This window comes from Saccharothrix sp. NRRL B-16314 (assembly GCF_000716595.1).
In the GTDB taxonomy this organism is placed as follows: Bacteria; Actinomycetota; Actinomycetes; order Mycobacteriales; family Pseudonocardiaceae; genus Actinosynnema.
In genome coordinates, this window is record NZ_JNXC01000001.1 from 211645 (window position 1) to 229602 (window position 17958).

At 69.8% G+C, this 17958-nt stretch carries 17 protein-coding genes, 2 tRNA genes and 1 pseudogene; 4 read left to right on the plus strand and 16 right to left on the minus strand.

Annotated features, from left to right (window positions below):
* Positions 1–69: 69 nt before the first annotated feature.
* The 3 genes from OQ02_RS01040 to OQ02_RS46905 are packed head-to-tail and all read right to left on the minus strand — an operon-like array spanning position 70 to position 3006.
* A complete protein-coding gene (locus OQ02_RS01040) occupies positions 70–714 on the minus strand; it encodes an aminodeoxychorismate/anthranilate synthase component II (protein WP_033436271.1) in 645 nt (214 codons plus the stop codon).
* A 52-nt stretch (positions 715–766) separates the two neighbouring features.
* Entirely contained in the window at positions 767–925 is a 159-nt protein-coding gene (locus OQ02_RS44650) for a hypothetical protein (protein ID WP_170185175.1), read from the minus strand.
* Positions 925–3006 (minus strand): class E sortase, encoded by a 2082-nt coding sequence (locus OQ02_RS46905; protein WP_331281518.1) that lies wholly within the window; start codon positions 3004–3006, stop codon positions 925–927. Before OQ02_RS46905 ends, OQ02_RS44650 begins: the two co-directional genes overlap by 1 nt.
* A 138-nt stretch (positions 3007–3144) precedes the next feature.
* Between OQ02_RS46905 and crgA the strand changes: the two genes are divergently transcribed.
* On the plus strand, positions 3145–3411 hold the full coding sequence (crgA, locus tag OQ02_RS01055; RefSeq protein ID WP_033436273.1) for a cell division protein CrgA: 267 nt from the start codon (positions 3145–3147) through the stop codon (positions 3409–3411).
* Positions 3412–3627: 216 nt separating this feature from the next.
* A complete protein-coding gene (locus tag OQ02_RS01060; RefSeq protein WP_033436274.1) occupies positions 3628–4041 on the plus strand; it encodes a PH domain-containing protein in 414 nt (137 codons plus the stop codon).
* A 33-nt stretch (positions 4042–4074) separates the two neighbouring features.
* Here the strand turns inward: OQ02_RS01060 and OQ02_RS01065 are convergent, their stop codons facing one another.
* Both OQ02_RS01065 and OQ02_RS01070 read right to left on the minus strand, forming a co-directional pair.
* Positions 4075–4782, minus strand: a complete 708-nt coding sequence (locus tag OQ02_RS01065; protein ID WP_231499821.1) for a rhomboid family intramembrane serine protease — start codon at positions 4780–4782, stop codon at positions 4075–4077.
* A 177-nt stretch (positions 4783–4959) separates the two neighbouring features.
* Positions 4960–5508, minus strand: a complete 549-nt coding sequence (locus tag OQ02_RS01070; protein ID WP_033436276.1) for a peptidylprolyl isomerase — start codon at positions 5506–5508, stop codon at positions 4960–4962.
* A gap of 96 nt (positions 5509–5604) precedes the next feature.
* Between OQ02_RS01070 and OQ02_RS01075 the strand changes: the two genes are divergently transcribed.
* Complete coding sequence (locus OQ02_RS01075) at positions 5605–6210, plus strand: hypothetical protein (protein ID WP_156076826.1); 606 nt, start codon at positions 5605–5607, stop codon at positions 6208–6210.
* A 90-nt stretch (positions 6211–6300) separates the two neighbouring features.
* On the opposite strand, the gene OQ02_RS01080 is transcribed toward OQ02_RS01075, so the two are convergent.
* Positions 6301–6849, minus strand: a complete 549-nt coding sequence (locus OQ02_RS01080; protein ID WP_033436277.1) for a DUF2020 domain-containing protein — start codon at positions 6847–6849, stop codon at positions 6301–6303.
* Positions 6850–6975: 126 nt separating this feature from the next.
* On the opposite strand from OQ02_RS01080, the gene OQ02_RS01085 reads away from it, so the two are divergent.
* Positions 6976–7401 (plus strand): DoxX family protein, encoded by a 426-nt coding sequence (locus OQ02_RS01085; RefSeq protein ID WP_033436278.1) that lies wholly within the window; start codon positions 6976–6978, stop codon positions 7399–7401.
* 299 nt (positions 7402–7700) lie between these two features.
* On the opposite strand, the gene OQ02_RS01090 is transcribed toward OQ02_RS01085, so the two are convergent.
* From OQ02_RS01090 to dnaN, 10 genes and pseudogenes are all read right to left on the minus strand, one after another.
* A tRNA-Ala gene (locus OQ02_RS01090) sits at positions 7701–7773 on the minus strand.
* 38 nt (positions 7774–7811) lie between these two features.
* Positions 7812–7925, minus strand: a pseudogene (locus tag OQ02_RS45525) (DLW-39 family protein); the annotation flags it as partial.
* 35 nt (positions 7926–7960) lie between these two features.
* Positions 7961–8034, minus strand: a tRNA-Ile gene (locus OQ02_RS01095).
* 63 nt (positions 8035–8097) lie between these two features.
* Positions 8098–9057 (minus strand): DUF3566 domain-containing protein, encoded by a 960-nt coding sequence (locus tag OQ02_RS43515; protein ID WP_033436279.1) that lies wholly within the window; start codon positions 9055–9057, stop codon positions 8098–8100.
* A 26-nt stretch (positions 9058–9083) separates the two neighbouring features.
* Positions 9084–11717, minus strand: a complete 2634-nt coding sequence (gyrA, locus tag OQ02_RS01105) for a DNA gyrase subunit A (RefSeq protein WP_269321582.1) — start codon at positions 11715–11717, stop codon at positions 9084–9086.
* Between the two features lie 50 nt (positions 11718–11767).
* Positions 11768–13738, minus strand: a complete 1971-nt coding sequence (gene gyrB, locus OQ02_RS01110) for a DNA topoisomerase (ATP-hydrolyzing) subunit B (protein ID WP_033436280.1) — start codon at positions 13736–13738, stop codon at positions 11768–11770.
* Between the two features lie 237 nt (positions 13739–13975).
* Complete coding sequence (locus tag OQ02_RS01115) at positions 13976–14476, minus strand: DciA family protein (RefSeq protein ID WP_033436281.1); 501 nt, start codon at positions 14474–14476, stop codon at positions 13976–13978.
* Between the two features lie 118 nt (positions 14477–14594).
* Positions 14595–15710, minus strand: coding sequence for a DNA replication/repair protein RecF (recF, locus tag OQ02_RS01120; protein WP_033436282.1), 1116 nt, complete (start codon positions 15708–15710; stop codon positions 14595–14597).
* Positions 15711–15714: 4 nt separating this feature from the next.
* The gene (gene gnd / locus OQ02_RS01125; RefSeq protein WP_081915314.1) at positions 15715–16629 is read right to left on the minus strand and encodes a phosphogluconate dehydrogenase (NAD(+)-dependent, decarboxylating); all 915 of its coding nucleotides are present in this window, start codon (positions 16627–16629) and stop codon (positions 15715–15717) included.
* A gap of 40 nt (positions 16630–16669) precedes the next feature.
* Positions 16670–17806, minus strand: coding sequence for a DNA polymerase III subunit beta (dnaN, locus tag OQ02_RS01130; RefSeq protein WP_033436283.1), 1137 nt, complete (start codon positions 17804–17806; stop codon positions 16670–16672).
* Between the last annotated feature and the right edge of the window lie 152 nt (positions 17807–17958).

The following is a 17958-nucleotide window of genomic DNA, read 5'->3' on the forward strand; positions in this document are numbered from 1 at the left end:
GGTGGGGCTTGCTCGTGCCGGGCTTCGCTTCTTCGGCCGGCGTACTTCAGCCGGCCTACTTCGGCCGGCCTACTTCTGCCGGGCCGCCGCGGCGAGCTGGCGCATGCCGTTCTCCAAGTGCGCCACGGTCGTCTCCGGCACCTCGAAACCGCACACCGCGAGCCAGTTCGCCAGCATCCGGTGACCGCCGTCGGTCAGCACCGACTCGGGGTGGAACTGGACGCCCTCCACCGGCAGTTCACGGTGGCGCATCGCCATGACCACACCGGACTCGGTGCGGCCGGTCACCTCGAACTCGGCCGGGATGGTGTCCGGCAGCACGGTCAGCGAGTGGTAGCGGGTCGCGGTGAACGGGTCCGGCACGCCGGCCAGCACGCCGCTGCCGTCGTGGTGCACCACGCTGGTCTTGCCGTGCAGCAGCTCGGGCGCGAGGTCGACCGTGCCGCCCCAGACCGCGCCGATCGCCTGGTGGCCGAGGCACACCCCGAACACCGGAACGCCATGGTCCGCGCAGTGGCGGATGACGTCCATGCTCCGACCCGCCTTGTCCGGCGTGCTGGGGCCCGGACTGACGAGGACGCCGCCGACCTCGCCGATCTCGTCCAGCTCGACGGCGTCGTTGCGCCGCACCACGCACTCGACCCCGAGCTGGGCCAGGTACTGGACGAGGTTGTAGACGAAGCTGTCGTAGTTGTCGACCACGAGCACGCGCATGCCGTCAGCCTAGCTGTGACAAACTTCGCGCCCGAAGTGATATCGACTGCGGCTACTGGGGCGTCGTCACGTTGTTGAACGGCAGTTTCGGCTCCGCCCACGGGAACACCACGAACATCAGCAGCGCCACCACGCCGGCCACGAGCACCAGCGCTTCGAGGACGCGCACGGGCAGCGGACCGGGTAGGTGCCGCCAGATCCACCCGTACATCACTGCTCCTTCATCTCTTCGGGGAGGAAACCGGGGGCCTTCGGGTAGCTGTCCGACAGCACCGCGTGCACGATCAGCCGCTGCTTGTCGGAGAACCGCGGGTGGCAGGTGGTCAGCGTCATCAACGCCGCCTGCTGCGCCGGGGCGGGCGGCTCGCCGACGAAGTGCGGCACCACGTCGATGACCTCGCCCTGGGTGGGCAGCACGATCTCCTGGCCGACCGTCTTGTCGTACGGCGCGCCGAGCGGTGACACCTTCGCGCACTTGGGGTTCGCGGCCTGCTTCTCCGCCCAGCCGGCCACGTCACCGGTCTTCGGCAGCATCCGGTAGACGATCCACTCGGTCTGCGTCTCGACGACGATCGCGTCGCACGGGTTGAGCAGGTCCAGGTCGTTGAACGGGGCGCCCTTGCCGACCCGGTGGCCGGCGACCGAGAAGTTGCCCGGGTGGCCCGGCAGCGCGGTGCCCTTGTAGTGGCCGGGGCCGATCTCCAGGTCCTTGTCGGTGGTGCCCTCGACGATGGAGAACTTGTAGTCCGGGCCGAACACCGGGATGTACATCTTGGCGAACGCCTGGCCGTCCAGCAGCTCGTACTGCGCCTGCCGCTGCGGGTCGGCCTCGACCGTGTTCGAGCTCCACTGCTCGTCCAGCGCCTCGGTGGCGTCGCCCTGCTTGCCCGCCGAGATGAGGTCGGTGACGTACACCTCGTAGACGACGAAGAGCAGGATGACCAGGCCGGCCGTGATCAGCAGCTCGCCGACGGTGCGGACGGCCTTGCGGGCGGTGCTGTCCGGCGGCGGCGAGGGCTCCTCGTCGTCGTAGTAGTCCTCGTCCTCGTAGTACTCGTCGACGTAGTCCTCGTCCGCGTAGTCCTCGTACTCGTCGGCGTAGTCGTCGTCGGCGTAGCCGTCGGCAACGGGGGCGATGTACTCGGTGGGCGGTTCGACGGGACGGGGGCGGCGCTGCGGTGCGGGTGGTCGGGCGCCCGCCGCCGGCGGCGGGAGGCTGCCGGAGAACGCGTTGGTGTAGCGGGTGGCGTCGGCCTCCGGCGGTGCGGTCGGCCGTGGGCGGGGGCCGGGAGGTGCGCCGCCGAGGCGGGCTGCGACGTCCGGTGGCCGGTTCGCCGGGTCCTCCGGCACGTGACGACGGCCGGACGGCGGTTCCACCCGCGCGGGCGCGAGGTAGGACGTCGCTTCGACACCCGGCCCCGCGTCGTCACGGCGGGCACGACGACCGGCCGGCGGCGGCTCGACCGGGGACGGCGTCAGCCCGGGTTCGCCGGCGGGCGGGTCTTCACGGCGGGCACGGCGTCCGCCGGGCGGCTCGACCTGGGCCGGCATCGGCCCGGGTTCGCGGGCGGGCGGGTCTTCACGGCGGGCACGACGTCCGGCCGGCGGCGGCTCGACCGGGGGCTGCTCGCCGTACGGCGGCATCGGCACGGGTTCGCGGGCGGGCACGTCTTCACGACGGGCACGACGACCAGCCGCCGGCGGCTCGACCTGGGCCGGCTGCTCGCCGTACGGCGGCATCGGCCCCGGTTCCCGAGCCGGCACGTCCTCGCGGCGCGCACGGCGACCGGTCGGGGGCGGCTCGGCGCGCGGCGGTTCCGGGCGCGGCGGCTCGCCGTAGGGCTCCGACCTGGGCTCTCGTGGCGGCACGTCGTCACGGCGTGCACGGCGTCCAGCGGGCGGCGGCTCGGCGTACGACGGCTCGGCGTACGGCGCCTCCGGGCGCGGCGGCTCGGAGCGAGGCGAGCCGTAGTCACCTGACCGGCTGAAACCGCCGGGTGGCGTGACCGGCCGGTCCAGTTCTCCGGACCAGGAGGCGGGGCGATCGAGCCCGCCCGGCGGGACGGGCGGCGGACGGTCGAACCCACCGGGCGGCGTCAGCGGTCGATCGGGGCGGGCGCCGGGCCGGTCGAACCCGCCCGGCGGGGTCGGCGGCCGGTCGAAACCCGCAGGTGGCGTGGGTGGCCGGTAGCCGGGAGGTGGTGGTTCACCGGGTGCCTGGGGTGGCTGTGGCCTGGGACGCGGCGGTCGGCCCGGCGGGCCGCCTTGCGGCGGGGGCGGGTCGTAGCTCACCGGAAAACCTCCCATGCCGAACGTTCCAGGACTACACAGTGCTTCAGGGACCTGCCCGGTTACGTTAACGTGTTCATCCAGCAGTGGACGTGAACTCACGGCCACTGGAGGCCTATCCACCCGTCAGGCGAGGACAGCATGCCCAAGTCCAAGGTCCGCAAGAAGGCCGCTTACACGGCGCCTGCCGATCGCCGCACCCCGGTGAAGGTCAAGGCAGCGGGGCCGTCGCACCCTGTCTACGTCGCCGTGATGCTCGGCATGATGCTGTTGGGGCTGGCGTGGCTGGTGGTCAACTACATCGCGGGCGAGAAGGTCCCGGTGATGATGGACCTAGGGTCCTGGAACTTCGGCATCGGATTCGCCCTGATGATCGTCGGCTTGCTGATGACCATGAAATGGCGCTGACCACGCGCTACGCCGAGTGGCGGACGGCCCGGACGAGCACCACGTCCGGGCCGTTTCGCGTTACCCCGTAGTTCACCGGGTTAACCGGACGGTCACCGAAGCACACGGGTGTAAGTCATCCCCAATGGGGACAACTCCTGTGGACAACTTTGCGCCAGTTTGCACAAGCGCCGGTCGAAGGCTCTAGTTGTCCACAAGTGCGGCAGACTCGAACGCGTGAACCCAACGCGTTCCTGGTCACCGCAACCCGGCATGGTCGGCCTCGCCTGGGGCCTTGCCGCCGTGTCACTGCTGGTCACGATCCTCACCGCGGACGCGACCGGCCGCGTCTTCCTCGGCCTCGCCACGCTCCTCCTGCTCGCCCTGGGCGCTTACGGCACCTTCGTGCGCCCCCGGCTGCTTGTGGACGACTCAGGGCTCACCGTCCGCACCCTGAACGGGGCGCGGCGGCTGCCGTGGCACGAGGTGAAGGTCCGCCTGGCCCGCACCCGCCGGCTGGGCCGGGAGACGGCCACGCTGGAACTCGACTGGAAGCGCGGCGAGGACGAGCAGCTGTTCGTGCTGACCCCGATCGACCTCGGCACCGACCCGCGTGACGTGGCGGACGTCCTGCACGCCCTGCGCCCGTGACCACCGCGGTTGCCCGCCCGGAACGACCGGACGTCAGACCAGCTGCCCGGTGCGCACGACCGTCATCACCACGAGCAGCACGAACGCGCCCACCACGACCGCCGCCTGCCAGTTCGCCCGCTTCTCCTGCGGCGCGTAAGCCATGCCGGCCGCCACCGCCGCGCCGATCACCAGCCCACCGAGGTGCCCGAGCAGCGAGATCCCCGGCAGGGTGACGCTGAGCACCAGGTTCAACCCGATCACGACCAGGGCCGAGCTCGCGTTGAGCTTGAACTTCAGCACGGCAACCAGCATCGCGCCCATCAGGCCGTACACCGCGCCGGAGGCACCGGCCACCCCGTCGTCGATGTCGCCGAACAGGTACACCGCGACACTGCCGCCGAACAGCGACAGCACGTAGAGCGCCAAGAACCGCAGCTTGCCGAACTGCGGCTCCAGGAACCGGCCCAGCACGTACAGCGCGATCATGTTCAACGCCAGGTGCCCGGGTCCGTAGTGCAGGAACCCGGACGTCGCCAGCCGCCACCACTCGTCGCCGCCCGCCACGGCCCTGGTCCACATCACGAAGTCGCCGAACAGCGGCGACAGCTGGTTGTCCACCAGGCTGCGCGCCTGCACCGCGGTGATCGCGAACATCAGCACGTTCAGCGCGATCAGCACCAGCGTGACGACGATGGTCTGCGAGACCTCGGCGCCGACGGCGGTGCGCGACTGGCGCACCGTGGCCTGGCCCTCGTTCACGCAGTCGACGCACTGGTGACCGACCGACGCCTCGCGCAGGCACGCGGGACACGCCGGCCGGTCGCAGCGGACACACCGCAACCCGGTGGCCCGATCGGGGTGGCGCACGCAGGCCGGCAGGCCTGGACGCGCCCCGGTCGGCTCACCGGACGGCGGGGATGTCGGCGAGTCGGCCACTCAGGACCGCTCCACCGTGACCTTCTCGATCACCACGTCGGTGACCGGGCGGTCGCCGGCGCCGGTCGGGGTGGCGCCGATCGCGTCCACCACGGTGCGCGAGTCCTGGTCCGCGACCTCGCCGAAGATCGTGTGCTTGAAGTTCAGCCACGTGGTCGGTCCGACCGTGATGAAGAACTGCGAGCCGTTGCTGTTGGGCCCGGCGTTCGCCATCGCCAGCAGGTAGGGCTTGTTGAACTGGAGTTCGGGGTGGAACTCATCGGCGAACTTGTAGCCCGGGCCACCGCGGCCGGTGCCGGTCGGGTCACCGCCCTGGAGCATGAAGCCGGCGATCACCCGGTGGAAGATCGAGCCGTCGTAGAACGGGCCGGACGCCTCGCCCTTGGCGTTGGGGTCGGTGTAGCTCTTGGTGCCTTCGGCGAGACCGACGAAGTTGGCCACCGTCTTGGGAGCGTGGTCGGGGAACAGGTTGATGCGGATTGCGCCCTGCGACGTGTGCAGGGTTGCCGTCACCTTGGTCCCGACGAACGATTCGTTGCTGTCAGCCACGCACACCATCGTGCCATCACCGGGCGAGGGGGTTGGGGAAGGGGCACGATGGGTATTGCCTGGAACGTGACTGACCGACAGCTGCTGGAGCGAGATATGGATGAAGTAGACGCCATGACCCGGGCCGGGGAGTCGGTCGGCAAGGCGGTGCGCGCAGCCCGCCTCGGTGCCGTCCGTGCAGGTCACGCCGGTGCGGATGCCGCCGTTCAGCTGGCGGGGCGCGCCGAGGGCAAGCTCGCCGAGCGCGGCGTGACCAGGGACTACGTCCGGGCCATCGTCGCCGACAAGGCGGGCGCGCTGGTGGAGAAGGCCGAGGAGTACGAGAAGTCCACCAGGCGCGGTCGAAAGCAGCTCGCGAAGCGGGCCAAGACCGTCCGCAAGGACGTGGTCAAGGCCGCCGAGCGGGCGCGCAAGGAAGCCAAGGTGCGCGCGAAGGACGTGCGCAAGGCCGCGAAGCAGGCTCGCAAGGAGATGGGGTCGGCGCAGCACAAGCGCCGCCGTTGGCCTTGGGTGCTGGGCGTGTTCGCGGCTGCCGCCGTGGCGGGGTACGTCGCGCTGACCAAGCGGCCTCAGGAGGTGCGCTTGGAGGAGGAATTGGAGCCGACGCTGGACACGGTCGACACGACCGAACCCACCACCGACTCCACGCACCCCCACGCCGCGCGCAACGGCCAGGTGACCGACCAGCACAGCCGCAGCTGACCGCAGGAAGCACTTCGCGCCCGCCCCGCTCCGGGACGGGCGCGAAGTCGTGCGTCCCTTCGGACGTCGTGCGTCCCCGCAGACCGAGCCCTACAGACCGAGGTTGACGACGACCGTCTCGGCCACCCGGCGGGTCTTGATCGTCTGCTTCTGGTTGCTCGTCACGACCACCGCGGTGCCGTCCTTGGCGATCGCGTAGACCGCGCCCGTGTCGGTGGTCGACGAGCCGCCGTTCCACCCCGCGGGCTCCGTCGCCGGGTTCGAGTCGGCGACCGGCGCAGCCCGGTCCACCACCGCTTTGGCGGTCTTCGCGTCACCTTGGAACACCCAGACGGACAGCTGGATGTCGCTTGCGTTCGCGTAGAAGAAGCACGCCGGGTTCGGCTGGTCAGCGGAAAGCCGAACCTTTCGCACCAGCTGCCCGTTGGCCTCCTGCACGACCGAAGAGGCCAGGTAGGGGCACTGGCCGTCGGTCGTGGGCCCCGGTACGGGCGGTGGTTCCGCGGGGCCGGCGGTGGTCGTCGTCGCGACGGTGCTGGTCTGGGTGGCCGGTGCCGGGTGAGGATCTGCGGTGCCGCAGGCGACCAACGCACCGAGGACCAACAGGGACGGCAGGGCGGTGTGCAGCGCTCGGTTCATAGGGCCGCCAGTCAATCAGATGGCGAATCGTGAATCGACAGGGTCACCATCTAGGCACATGACGTGATGCCCGTTAGGTTGTCCTTACCCTGCCGGCCGCCCCTGCAATGTAAGGACAGAGTCAAGATGAACATCTTTGACCGCGGTCGCGAGCATGTAATCGCAGTGTTCCGGGTCGTCGTTGGTTTCCTGTTCCTGTGCCACGGTGCGAAGACCCTCTTCGGCGTGCTCGGGTCCACCAAGGGCGCCGTGTCGATCACCAGCTGGCCTGGCGGCCCGGCCGGTCTGATCGAGCTGGTCTGTGGCGCGTTGATCATCATCGGCCTCGGTACCAGGTACGCCGCGTTGCTCTCCTCGGGTGCGATGGCATACGCGTACTTCGTGGTCCACCAGCCCGAAGCGCTCATGCCCATCCAGAACAACGGCGAGCTGGCCGCCGTGTACTGCTGGGTGTTCCTGCTCTTGGCGTTCATCGGTCCCGGCTCGTGGGCCGTCGACACGATGCTCGCCGCGCGCAAGGAGAAGCAGTCCGAGTCGCTCGTTTCCGCATAGCAGTGGGCACAACGAGGGCCCGCACCCAGCGGCATTGGGTGCGGGCCCTCACCTTGCTGCCATACCGCGAACGCGACCGCACGCCCATCCGGACATGCGGGTCGCAACACCCAGTTAACACGAGAACCGAAAGTTGCGCTGCCCCCGGATGACCGACGACACCTGTCGAATGCCACCGCCGAGCGCCATCCACCGAACGACACCCGCTGAACGCCACCAGCCGAGCGACACCACGTGCGGAAACACGAAAAGGCGAGCCGGTCCGCGTACCACGCGAACACAGCTCGCCTCTTGGATCGTGGAGACGAGGGGAATCGAACCCCTAACCCCCGCCTTGCAAAGGCGGTGCTCTGCCAATTGAGCTACGTCCCCTCACGGGGCGGCAGATCTACCGCCCTCGCGGGTCAGCCGGTCGGGGCGGTCGCCTCGCGCCACAAGTCCGCGTCGGCCTTCGTCGAGCGGCTGCGCTTGACGAAGAACAGGACCGCACCTGCCACGGCAACCAGTGCGATGATCTTCTTCACGGCGATTCCCCTCTGCAACACCTGTGAACTTCCGGTGGGCCTAGGAGGACTCGAACCTCCGACCTCTTCGTTATCAGCGAAGCGCTCTAACCGTCTGAGCTATAGGCCCTCGGGGCAACGACGGCAAGACTACAGCACCTCCCGTCGCGGCCCCAAATCGGGTGGTCCTTGATCACTCCCGCTCGGACAACGTCACTTCGAGACCACCCGCAAGATCAGCGGAAACGTTGTAGACGAACGATCCGACCGTCGCCAGGGCGGTGAACAGCACGATGTTCACCGCGCCGATGATCGCCGCCACGCCGAACACGCGTCCCGCGCTGATCAGCGGGTCGCCGCCCGACTCGTTGCCCTGGAGCAGGTCGTTCGCGGTGTTGTTGATCTTGTCCCACACGCCCATGCCGTTCAGCACGCCGTACAGCACGCCGACCGCCACGAGCCACACGAAGAACAGCGCCACGCTCAACACCAGCGCGAGCTTCAGCACCGACCACGGGTCGATCCGCTTCACCTGGAGGCTCGCCCGGCGCGGCCCGCGCCCCGGACGGCGGGCCGACGGCGCGGCGGCGGCCGGACGGCCGTTCGCCGCACCCAGGTTCACCTGCGTCCGCGCCCCACCCGGCGCGCCCTGCGCGGCCGACCCCGGCAGCACCGGCCGGGCCACCGCCACCGTGTCCGGGTCGCTAGACGGGTACGAGGGCTGCGACGACTCGACCGTCGGGTGGTCCGGACCCGCCATCAGGTCGGCTGGACCGACCTGCTGCGCCTCCGCGTACTGCGCGTCGCTCGTGACGCGCTGCCACGGCGGCGGCGCGGCCACGTGGTGCCCTTCGTTCTCCGGTACCGCTCTTTCGGTCTTCTGTTCGGGCTCGGCCTTGGCGGTCGCCTGGTCGGCCACCGGGCCGGGCGTCGCCGCACCGGCCGCAGTGGCACCGGCCCCGCCGGCACCAGCCGCACTGGCGCCGGCCGCGGTGGCGCCGGCCGCGGGCGTCTCGGGCTGCTCGGACGCCCCCGAGGCGTCGACCGCCGGCTTCTCGGCGCCGGTCGGTGTGGCGCCCGGCGCCGGTGTCGGCTCGGCACCGGGCCGGGTGATCACCGCGGTCTTGTCCTCTGGCTTCTCGGGTGGAGTCACGAGCAGTCCTCAACCTCTCGTTCGCGCTAGTTGGCAGGCCCAGCCTGGTCACCCTCGGCGGAGTCGGCAATCCGACCACCACCGGCGGGGTCCTCCGCCGCACCACCGTCGGCGGTGTCACCGGCGGGGTCGACGGCCGGGCCACCGTCAGCGGCGCCGACGATCAAGCTGTCGTCACCAGTGGTGACGTCCGTGGGCTCGTCCGCGTTGCGCGCCACGGCGATCAGGGTGGTCCCTTCACCGAGGTTCATCAACCGGACGCCCTTCGTCTGCCGCCCTGCCTTGCGCACCTCCTTGGCGCTGGTCCTGATGACCCCGCCGGAAGAGGTGATGGCGTACAGCTCGTCGTCGACGTCGACGATGAGCGCGCCGACCAGCCTGCCACGCCTGCGGTCGTGCTGGATGGTGAGCACACCCTTGCCACCGCGACCCTGGACGGGGTAGTCCTCGATCGGCGTGCGCTTGGCGTACCCACCGTCGGTGGCGACCAAAACAAACAGACCCTCTTGGACGACGCCCATCGACAGCAGTTCGTCACCGCTGTTGAACCGCATGCCCAGCACGCCGGACGTGGCCCGGCCCATCGGGCGCAACGCCTCGTCGCTCGCGTGGAAGCGGATCGACTGGCCGTCCTTGGACACCAGCAGCAGGTCGTCGGTCGCCGAGCACAGCACCGCGCCGACCAGCTCGTCGTCGTCCCGCAGGTTGATGCCGATCAGGCCGCCGGACCGGTTGGAGTCGAAGTCCGACAGCTTCGACTTCTTGACCAGGCCCTTCTTCGTCGCGAGCACCAGGTACGGCGCGACCAGGTAGTTCTTGATCTGGATGACCTGGGCGATCTCCTCCTCCGGCTGGAACGCCAGGAGGTTCGCCACGTGCTGGCCGCGCGCGTTGCGGTTGGCCTCGGGCAGCTCGTACGCCTTCGCCCGGTACACCCGGCCCTTGTTGGTGAAGAACAGGATCCAGTCGTGCGTGGAGCACACGAAGAAGTGCTGCACGATGTCGTCCTGCTTGAGCTGGGCGCCCTGCACGCCCTTGCCGCCGCGCTTCTGCGAGCGGTACAGGTCCGTCTTCGTGCGCTTCGCGTAACCCGTGCGGGTGATCGTCACGACGACGTCCTCGACCGCGATCAGGTCTTCCATCGACACGTCGCCGTCGAACGGCACGATCTTCGTCCGCCGGTCGTCACCGTGCTTGTCCACGATGACCATCAGCTCTTCGCGCACGATCGCGCGCTGCCGCTCCGGCTTGTCGAGGATGTCCTTGAGGTCGGCGATCTCCCGCTCGATCTCGGCCAACTGGTCGATGATCTTCTGCCGCTCCAGGGCCGCCAGGCGGCGGAGCTGCATCTCCAGGATCGCGTTGGCCTGGATCTCGTCGACGTCCAGCAGCTCCATCAGGCCGGTGCGCGCCGACTCGGGCGTGTCCGACCGGCGGATCAGCGCGATCACCGCGTCCAGCTGGTCGAGCGCCTTGACCAGACCGCGCAGCACGTGGGCGCGTTCCTCGGCCTTGCGCAGCCGGAACCGCGTGCGCCGGACGATGACCTCGATCTGGTGCTTCACGTAGTGCCGGATCATCTGGTCCAGGCGCAACGTGCGCGGCACGCCGTCGACCAGCGACAGCATGTTCACGCCGAACGAGTACTGCAGCTGGGTGTGCTTGTAGAGGTTGTTCAGCACGACCTTGGCGACGGCGTCGCGCTTCAGCGTGATGACGATCCGCATGCCGGAACGCCGGTTCGACTCGTCGGCGATGTTCGCGATGCCGATCAGCTTCTGGTCGCGGACCAGGGTGGCGATGTTCTCGACCAGGTTGTCCGGGTTCACCTGGTAGGGCAGCTCGGTGACGACCAGGATGGTCCGCCCCTTGGCGTCCTCGTCGATCTCCACGACCGCGCGCATCTTCACCGAGCCGCGGCCGGTGCGGTACGCGTCCTCGATGCCCGCGGTACCCAGGATCTGGCCGTGCGTCGGGAAGTCCGGACCCTTGATCCGGGCGATCATCGCCTCAAGCGTCTCTTCGTCGGACGCCTCGGGGTTGTCGAGCGCCCACACCACGCCCTCGGCGACCTCGCGCAGGTTGTGCGGCGGGATGTTGGTCGCCATCCCGACCGCGATGCCCGAGCTGCCGTTGATCAGCAGGTTCGGCACGCGGGACGGCAGGACCGTCGGCTCCTGGATGCGGCCGTCGTAGTTGTCCCGGAAGTCGACCGTGTCTTCCTCGATGTCGGCCAGCATCTGCATGGCCAACGGCGTGAGCCGGCACTCGGTGTACCTCATGGCGGCTGCAGGATCGTTGCCCTGGGAGCCGAAGTTGCCCTGGCCGTCGATCAGCGGGTAGCGCATCGACCACGGCTGGGCCAGGCGCACGAGGGCGTCGTAGATGGCCGAGTCGCCGTGCGGGTGGTAGTTGCCCATCACGTCGCCGACCACGCGGGCGCACTTGTTGTAGCTGCGGTCGGGGCGGAAGCCCGAGTCGAACATCGAGTACAGCACGCGGACGTGCACGGGCTTGAGGCCGTCGCGCACGTCGGGCAGCGCTCGTCCCACGATCACGCTCATCGCGTAGTCGATGTACGAGTTCTGCATCTCCTGCTCGATGTCCCGCAGCTCGGTGCGGTCTCCACCGGTCGCCGGGGGCAGCGTCGTCTCGCTCACAGTTCTACTTCCTTAACAGGCAGCCAGCGCGGATCGGGCCCGGGGATGGATCAGACGTCGAGGAACCGCACGCCCTTGGCGTTGCGGGTGATGAACGACCGGCGGGCTTCCACGTCCTCGCCCATCAGCACGCTGAACAGCTCGTCGGCCGTGGCCGCGTCGTCCATCGTCACCTGGAGCAGCACCCGGTGGGCCGGGTCCATCGTGGTCTCCCACAGCTCCGAGGCGTTCATCTCGCCGAGGCCCTTGTAGCGCTGGATGTTGTCGTCCTTGCCGAGCTTCTTGCCGGCGGCCAGGCCCTCGCGGACGAGGCCGTCGCGCTCGCGGTCGCTGTAGGCGAACTCGGGCTCCTGGCGCTGCCACTTGATCTTGTACAGGGGCGGCTGCGCGAGGTACACGTGGCCGTGCTCGATCAGGGGGCGCATGAAGCGGAACAGCAGGGTCAGCAGCAGGGTCCGGATGTGCTGGCCGTCGACGTCGGCGTCGGCCATCAGCACGATCTTGTGGTAGCGCAGCTTCGAGAGGTCGAAGTCCTCGTGGATGCCGGTGCCGAACGCGGTGATGAGGGACTGGACCTCGGTGTTCTTCAGCACGCGGTCGATGCGCGCCTTCTCCACGTTGATGATCTTGCCGCGGATCGGCAGGATCGCCTGGAACATGGAGTCGCGGCCTTCCTTGGCCGAGCCGCCCGCGGAGTCGCCCTCCACGACGTAGATCTCGCACTCCTCCGGGTTGGTGGAGCGGCAGTCCTTGAGCTTGCCGGGCAGGCCGCCGATGTCCAGGGCGCCCTTGCGGCGCACCAGCTCGCGGGCCTTGCGGGCGGCGATGCGGGCCTGCGCCGACGACACCGCCTTGGTGACGATCGTGCGCGCCTCGTTCGGGTGACGCTCGAACCAGTCGGCCAAGTGCTCGTTGGTGGACTTCTGCACGAACGACTTGGCCTCGCTGTTGCCCAGCTTGGTCTTCGTCTGGCCCTCGAACTGGGGCTCCTTGAGCTTGACCGAGATGATCGCGGCCAGGCCCTCGCGGATGTCGTCGCCGGTGAGGTTGGCGTCCTTCTCCTTGAGCACCTTCTTCTCGCGCGCGTACTCGTTGACCACGCGGGTCAGCGCGGCGCGGAAGCCCTCCTCGTGCGTGCCGCCCTCGTGCGTGTTGATCGTGTTGGCGAACGTGTACACCGACGGCGTGTAGCCGGTGTTCCACTGCATCGCCACCTCGACCTCGAGGTCCTCGCCCTTGGCCTCGAAGGAGACGATCTTCTGGTGCACGGCCTCGCGGGTGTGGTTGATGTGGCGGACGAAGTCCTCCAGGCCACCGGGGTAGTGGAACGTGCGCTCGCGCACGACCGCGACGTGCCCCTCGGCGTCGGCCTCCGTGTCACCGTCCTGGGTGCGCTCGTCGCGCAGGATGATGGTGAGGCCCTTGTTGAGGAACGCCATCTCCTGCAGCCGGCGGGAGATCGTCTCGATGTTGTACTCGGTGGTCTCGAAGATCGTCGGGTCGGCCCAGAACGTGATGGCCGTGCCGGTCCGCTCGGTCGCCTCGCCCTTGATCAGCTCGTGCGCGGGCTTGGTGTTCTCGAACCGCTGGTTCCACGTGAAACCGTCGGTCTTGACCTCGACGTCGACCGCGCTCGACAGCGCGTTCACGACGGAGATGCCGACGCCGTGCAGGCCGCCGGACACCGCGTAGGAGTCGCTGTCGAACTTGCCGCCCGCGTGCAGCTTGGTCAGCACCACTTCCAGCGTCGGCTTCTTCTCGACCGGGTGCATGCCGACCGGGATGCCGCGACCGTCGTCGATGACCCGGACACCGCCGTTGGCCAGCAGCGTCACGTCCACGACCGTGGCGTAGCCCGCCATCGCCTCGTCGACGGAGTTGTCCACGACCTCCCAGATCAGGTGGTGCAGACCCCGCTCGCCGGTCGACCCGATGTACATGCCGGGCCGCTTGCGGACCGCCTCCAAGCCCTCGAGGACGGTGATCGAAGACGCGCTGTACTCACTCTTCTTGGCTGCCACGGGCTCGGTGTCTCCTCAGACTTCTGACGACTGCGTTCGTCGCCTGGCGACGCTGGGGTCACGCTACCCCTCGATCCTACCGGGGCGGTCCGACAGAAACCCACCGAGGACGGCCCTGGTTTGCTCACAGGCGGCCCGAAGTGAACGCAGATGGGTGCCGACCGCCGTTCACGGGGTCAAAATCGCCTGGTGAGCGCTCACCGCGCCACAGAATCGCCGCTGCGGGCCTGGCGCTCGTCACCCGTAGGTGTCACGTGGTCCGCGACCTGGAGCGTGCCTGGGGCCGTAGCGCCAGCTGGGGGCCGCCGGACCCTGGACCTTCAGCTTCTGCACCACGCCGTCGCCGACACCCGCCGCGATGCGCTTCAGCAGGTCCCGCTGCAACAGCCGCAGCTGCGTGGCCCACGCCGTCGAGTCGGCCTGGACGGTCAGCTCGTTGTCACTCAGCGCGACCGGCTTCGCGTGCTCGGCCACGTCCTCACCGACCAGTTTCGCCCATCGGGCGAACACCTGGCCACCCGCCAGCCGTTCCGCCCAGCCGCGGTCGGCCGCCATCCGCGAGGCGAGCCTGCCGAGCGGCTGCGGGTCGCGGTCGTCCGGGCCGGGACCGGACCAACGGCGCCGTCGACGGCGGCCCGCGGCGGGCACCGAACCCTTGCGGGCACCCCGCGCACCACGGGCCTTGGCGGAGGCGCGGGCGGCTTCGAGTGCGGCGCGTGCCAGGTCCGGACCACGCAAACCACTCGATGGAGTGGCACCAGGTGTGGATATGTCCGATTTCGCCCCGGAGTTATCCACACCATCCACAGGGTTGTCCCCAGCTGTGCGAGGGGTCACACCCGTTTGGGGCAACTCGTCAGACACGACGCACCTCCCCGTCGCGAACGTCGAACCGCAGCCCGTCCAGTTCCTCGGGCACGTCCTCCGCGACCGCCGCCGTGATCAACACCTGCTCCGCGCCGGCAGCCACCTTCGCCAACTGGCGACGCCTGCCGCGGTCCAGTTCGGCGAACACATCGTCCAGCACGAGCACCGGTTCCGCCCCCTCGACACGCAGCAACTCGTACCCGCCGAGCCTCAGCGCCAAGGCGAAGGACCATGACTCTCCGTGACTGGCGTACCCCTTCGCGGGCAGGTCACCCAGCGCCAGGTCCAGGTCGTCGCGGTGCGGCCCGACCAGGCACACGCCCCGGTCGATCTCCTGCCCGCGCACCCGGTGCAGCTCGGCGAGCAACGCGTCCTCCAGCACCTCGCGGTCGTGCGACCCCGGGAACGACTCACCGAGGCTCGACCGGTACGCCACCCGCGCGGGCCGCGACTCCGGCGCCACCTCCGCGTACGCCGCGGCCACGTGCGGCGCGATGTCCGCGACGAGGTCCAGCCGGGCCGCCAGCAGCTCGGCGCCGTGCCGGGCCAGGTGCCCGTCCCACACGTCGAGCGTGCTGATGTCCGCGTTCCGCGACGCCCGCACGCTCTTCAGCAACGCGCCCCGCTGCTTGAGCACCCGCTCGTAGTCGCTGCGGACTCCCGCGTAACGCGGCGCGCGCGTCGTCAGCAACTCGTCCAGGAACCGCCGCCGCTCGCCCGGGTCGCCGCGCACCAGCGCCAGGTCCTCCGGCGCGAACAGCACCGTGCGCAGGATGCCCAGCACGTCGCGCGGTCGCGGCACCGGGCCGCGGTTGATCCGCGCCCGGTTCGCCTTGCCCGGCGTGATCTCCAGCTCGACCAGCAGCTCGCGCCCCTCGTTGACCACCGCCGTGCGGACCACCGCGCGCTGCGCGCCGTGCCGGACCAGCGGCGCGTCCGTGGCCACCCGGTGCGAACCCAGGGTGGCCACGTACCCGAGCGCCTCGACCAGGTTCGTCTTGCCCTGGCCGTTGCGCCCGACGAGCACGGTCACCCCCGGCTCGAACGCCAGGTCGGCGTGCTCCCACGATCTGAAGTCGGCGACTTGCAGGTGCCGGACGTACAACGGGTCAGCTCTGGGTCGAGCCGGAACCGGACGAAGGTCCCGCGGCCTGCACGGCGTGACCGCCGAACTGGTTGCGCAGCGCCGCGACCGCCCGCATGGCCGGCGAGTCGTCCTGGCGGGACGCGAACCGGGCGAACAGCGCGGCGGAGATCACCGGCGCGGGCACCGCGTGCTTGATGGCCTCCTCGACCGTCCACCGGCCCTCACCGGAGTCCTCCACGTGACCGCGCAGGTCGTCCAGCTCCGGGTCGGACTCCAGCGCGCGGACGAGCAGGTCGAGCAGCCACGAGCGGACCACCGTGCCGCGCTGCCACGCCTTGATCGTGGCCGGCACGTCGTCCACCAGCTTCGACGCCTCCAGCAGCTCGAAGCCCTCGGCGTACGCCTGCATCAGGCCGTACTCGATGCCGTTGTGGACCATCTTCGCGAAGTGGCCGGCGCCGATCCGGCCCGCGTGCGCGAAGCCCTCCTCGCGCGGACCCTCCGGGCGCAGCGCGTCGAAGATCGGCATGGCGCGCTCGACGTGCTCGGCCTCGCCGCCGACCATCAGGCCGTAGCCGTTCTCCAGGCCCCAGACGCCGCCGGACACACCGGCGTCCATGTAGCCGATGCCCTTGTCGGCCAACGCCTTCGCGTTGATCTCGTCATCGGTGAAGCGCGAGTTGCCGCCGTCGATCACCAGGTCGCCCGGCTCCAGCAGGCCGCCGAGGTCGGTGATCGTCTGCCGGGTGATGTCGCCCGCGGGCACCATCACCCACACCAGGCGCGGTGCGCTGAGCTTGCCCACCATGTCGGCGAGCGTCTCGGCGTCGGAGACTTCAGGGTTGCGGTCGTAGCCGACCACCTCGTGCCCCGCGCGGCGGATCCGCTCGCGCATGTTGAAGCCCATCTTGCCGAGGCCGACGAGTCCGAGCTGCACGGTCGTTCCTCTTCCCTACGTCTGTGGATGGCGTTGTGGATCAGCCGGGCAGGCGCACGGGCATCAACAGGTAGAGGTAGCCCGGCGCCACGTTCCCATCCTCGTCCACCGGCTTGAGCAGCGCGGGCCGACTGGGTGTGGTGAAGGACAAGTGCGCCCTCGGGGTGCGGACGGCCTGCAGGCCCTCCTGGAGGTACGTCGGGTTGAAGGCGATGGTGACCGGGTCGCCGGTGTACTCGACGGGGAGCTCTTCCTCGGCGCTGCCCTCGTCGTCGCCGCCGGCGGACAGGCGGAGGCTGTTGTCCACGAATTCGAGCCGGACCTGGGTGCCGCGCTCGGCGACCAGCGACACGCGCTTGATCGCCTGCACCAGCGCGTCGACCTCGATGATCGCGGCGGCCGAGTGCTCGCTGGGCAGCAGCTGGCGGTACTTCGGGAAGTCGGCGTCGAGCAGGCGGGTGGTCGTGCGGCGGCCCGTGCCGGACAGGCCGAGCAGGCCGTCGTTCGCGGCGAGGGAGAGCGTGATCTTCGCGCCGGACGCGCCGAGCGTCTTCGCGGCGTCGTTCAGGGTCTTGGCGGGGACGAGCACGGCGACCTCGCCGAGCGACTCGTTCGGCTCCCACGGGAACTCGCGCATGGCGAGGCGGAAGCGGTCGGTGGCGACGAGGGTCAGCTTGCCCTCGCCGATCTCCAGCCGGACGCCGGTCAGCATCGGGAGGGTGTCGTCCTTGCCGGCCGCGACGGCGACCTGCGCGACGGCCTCGCCGAAGATCTCGCCCGGGAGCTCGCCGGCGTGCTGCGGCATGGACGGCAGCTGCGGGTAGTCCTCGACCGGCATGGTCGGCAGGCTGAACCGGGCGCTGCCGCAGGAGATCGTCATCCGGGAGCCGTCGACCGCGATCTCGACCGGGTGGTTCGGGAGGGCTTTGGTGATGTCGGCGAGCAGGCGGCCGGAGACGAGCGCCTTGCCGCCGTCGGCGATGGTGGCCGGGACGCCGCACTGGGCGGACACCTCGTAGTCGAAGCCGGAGACCGTCAGCGCTTCGCCGGAGCCGTCCTCCGCCCCGGCGTCGAGCAGGACTCCACCGAGCACCGGGACAGGCGGCCTGGACGGCAGGCTGCGGGCGACCCAGGCGACGGCGTCGGCCAGGCCGTCGCGCTCGACGCGGATCTTCATGAGGCGTCCTTCCTCAAGTCGGCATGACCAACAACAGCATGCGTTGCGGTGGGGGTTAGGGAGCCGCGTCCCTCGCCGGATCTTTCGACCCACGGAGCGGAGGGTCCCCACCGTAGAGCGTCGGGACGCGGTTCGTCACCTCGGGGCCACAC

What these genes read in the sequence shown, in the direction of transcription:
- OQ02_RS01085 (WP_033436278.1), top strand. Translation starts at nt 6,976, where the DNA reads ATGAACATCTTTGACCGCGGTCGCGAGCATGTAATCGCAGTGTTCCGG.
- OQ02_RS44650 (WP_170185175.1), bottom strand. Translation starts at nt 925, where the DNA reads ATGTACGGGTGGATCTGGCGGCACCTACCCGGTCCGCTGCCCGTGCGC.
- OQ02_RS01080 (WP_033436277.1), bottom strand. Translation starts at nt 6,849, where the DNA reads ATGAACCGAGCGCTGCACACCGCCCTGCCGTCCCTGTTGGTCCTCGGT.
- crgA (WP_033436273.1), top strand. Translation starts at nt 3,145, where the DNA reads ATGCCCAAGTCCAAGGTCCGCAAGAAGGCCGCTTACACGGCGCCTGCC.
- OQ02_RS01040 (WP_033436271.1), bottom strand. Translation starts at nt 714, where the DNA reads ATGCGCGTGCTCGTGGTCGACAACTACGACAGCTTCGTCTACAACCTC.
- OQ02_RS01075 (WP_156076826.1), top strand. Translation starts at nt 5,605, where the DNA reads ATGGATGAAGTAGACGCCATGACCCGGGCCGGGGAGTCGGTCGGCAAG.
- dnaN (WP_033436283.1), bottom strand. Translation starts at nt 17,806, where the DNA reads ATGAAGATCCGCGTCGAGCGCGACGGCCTGGCCGACGCCGTCGCCTGG.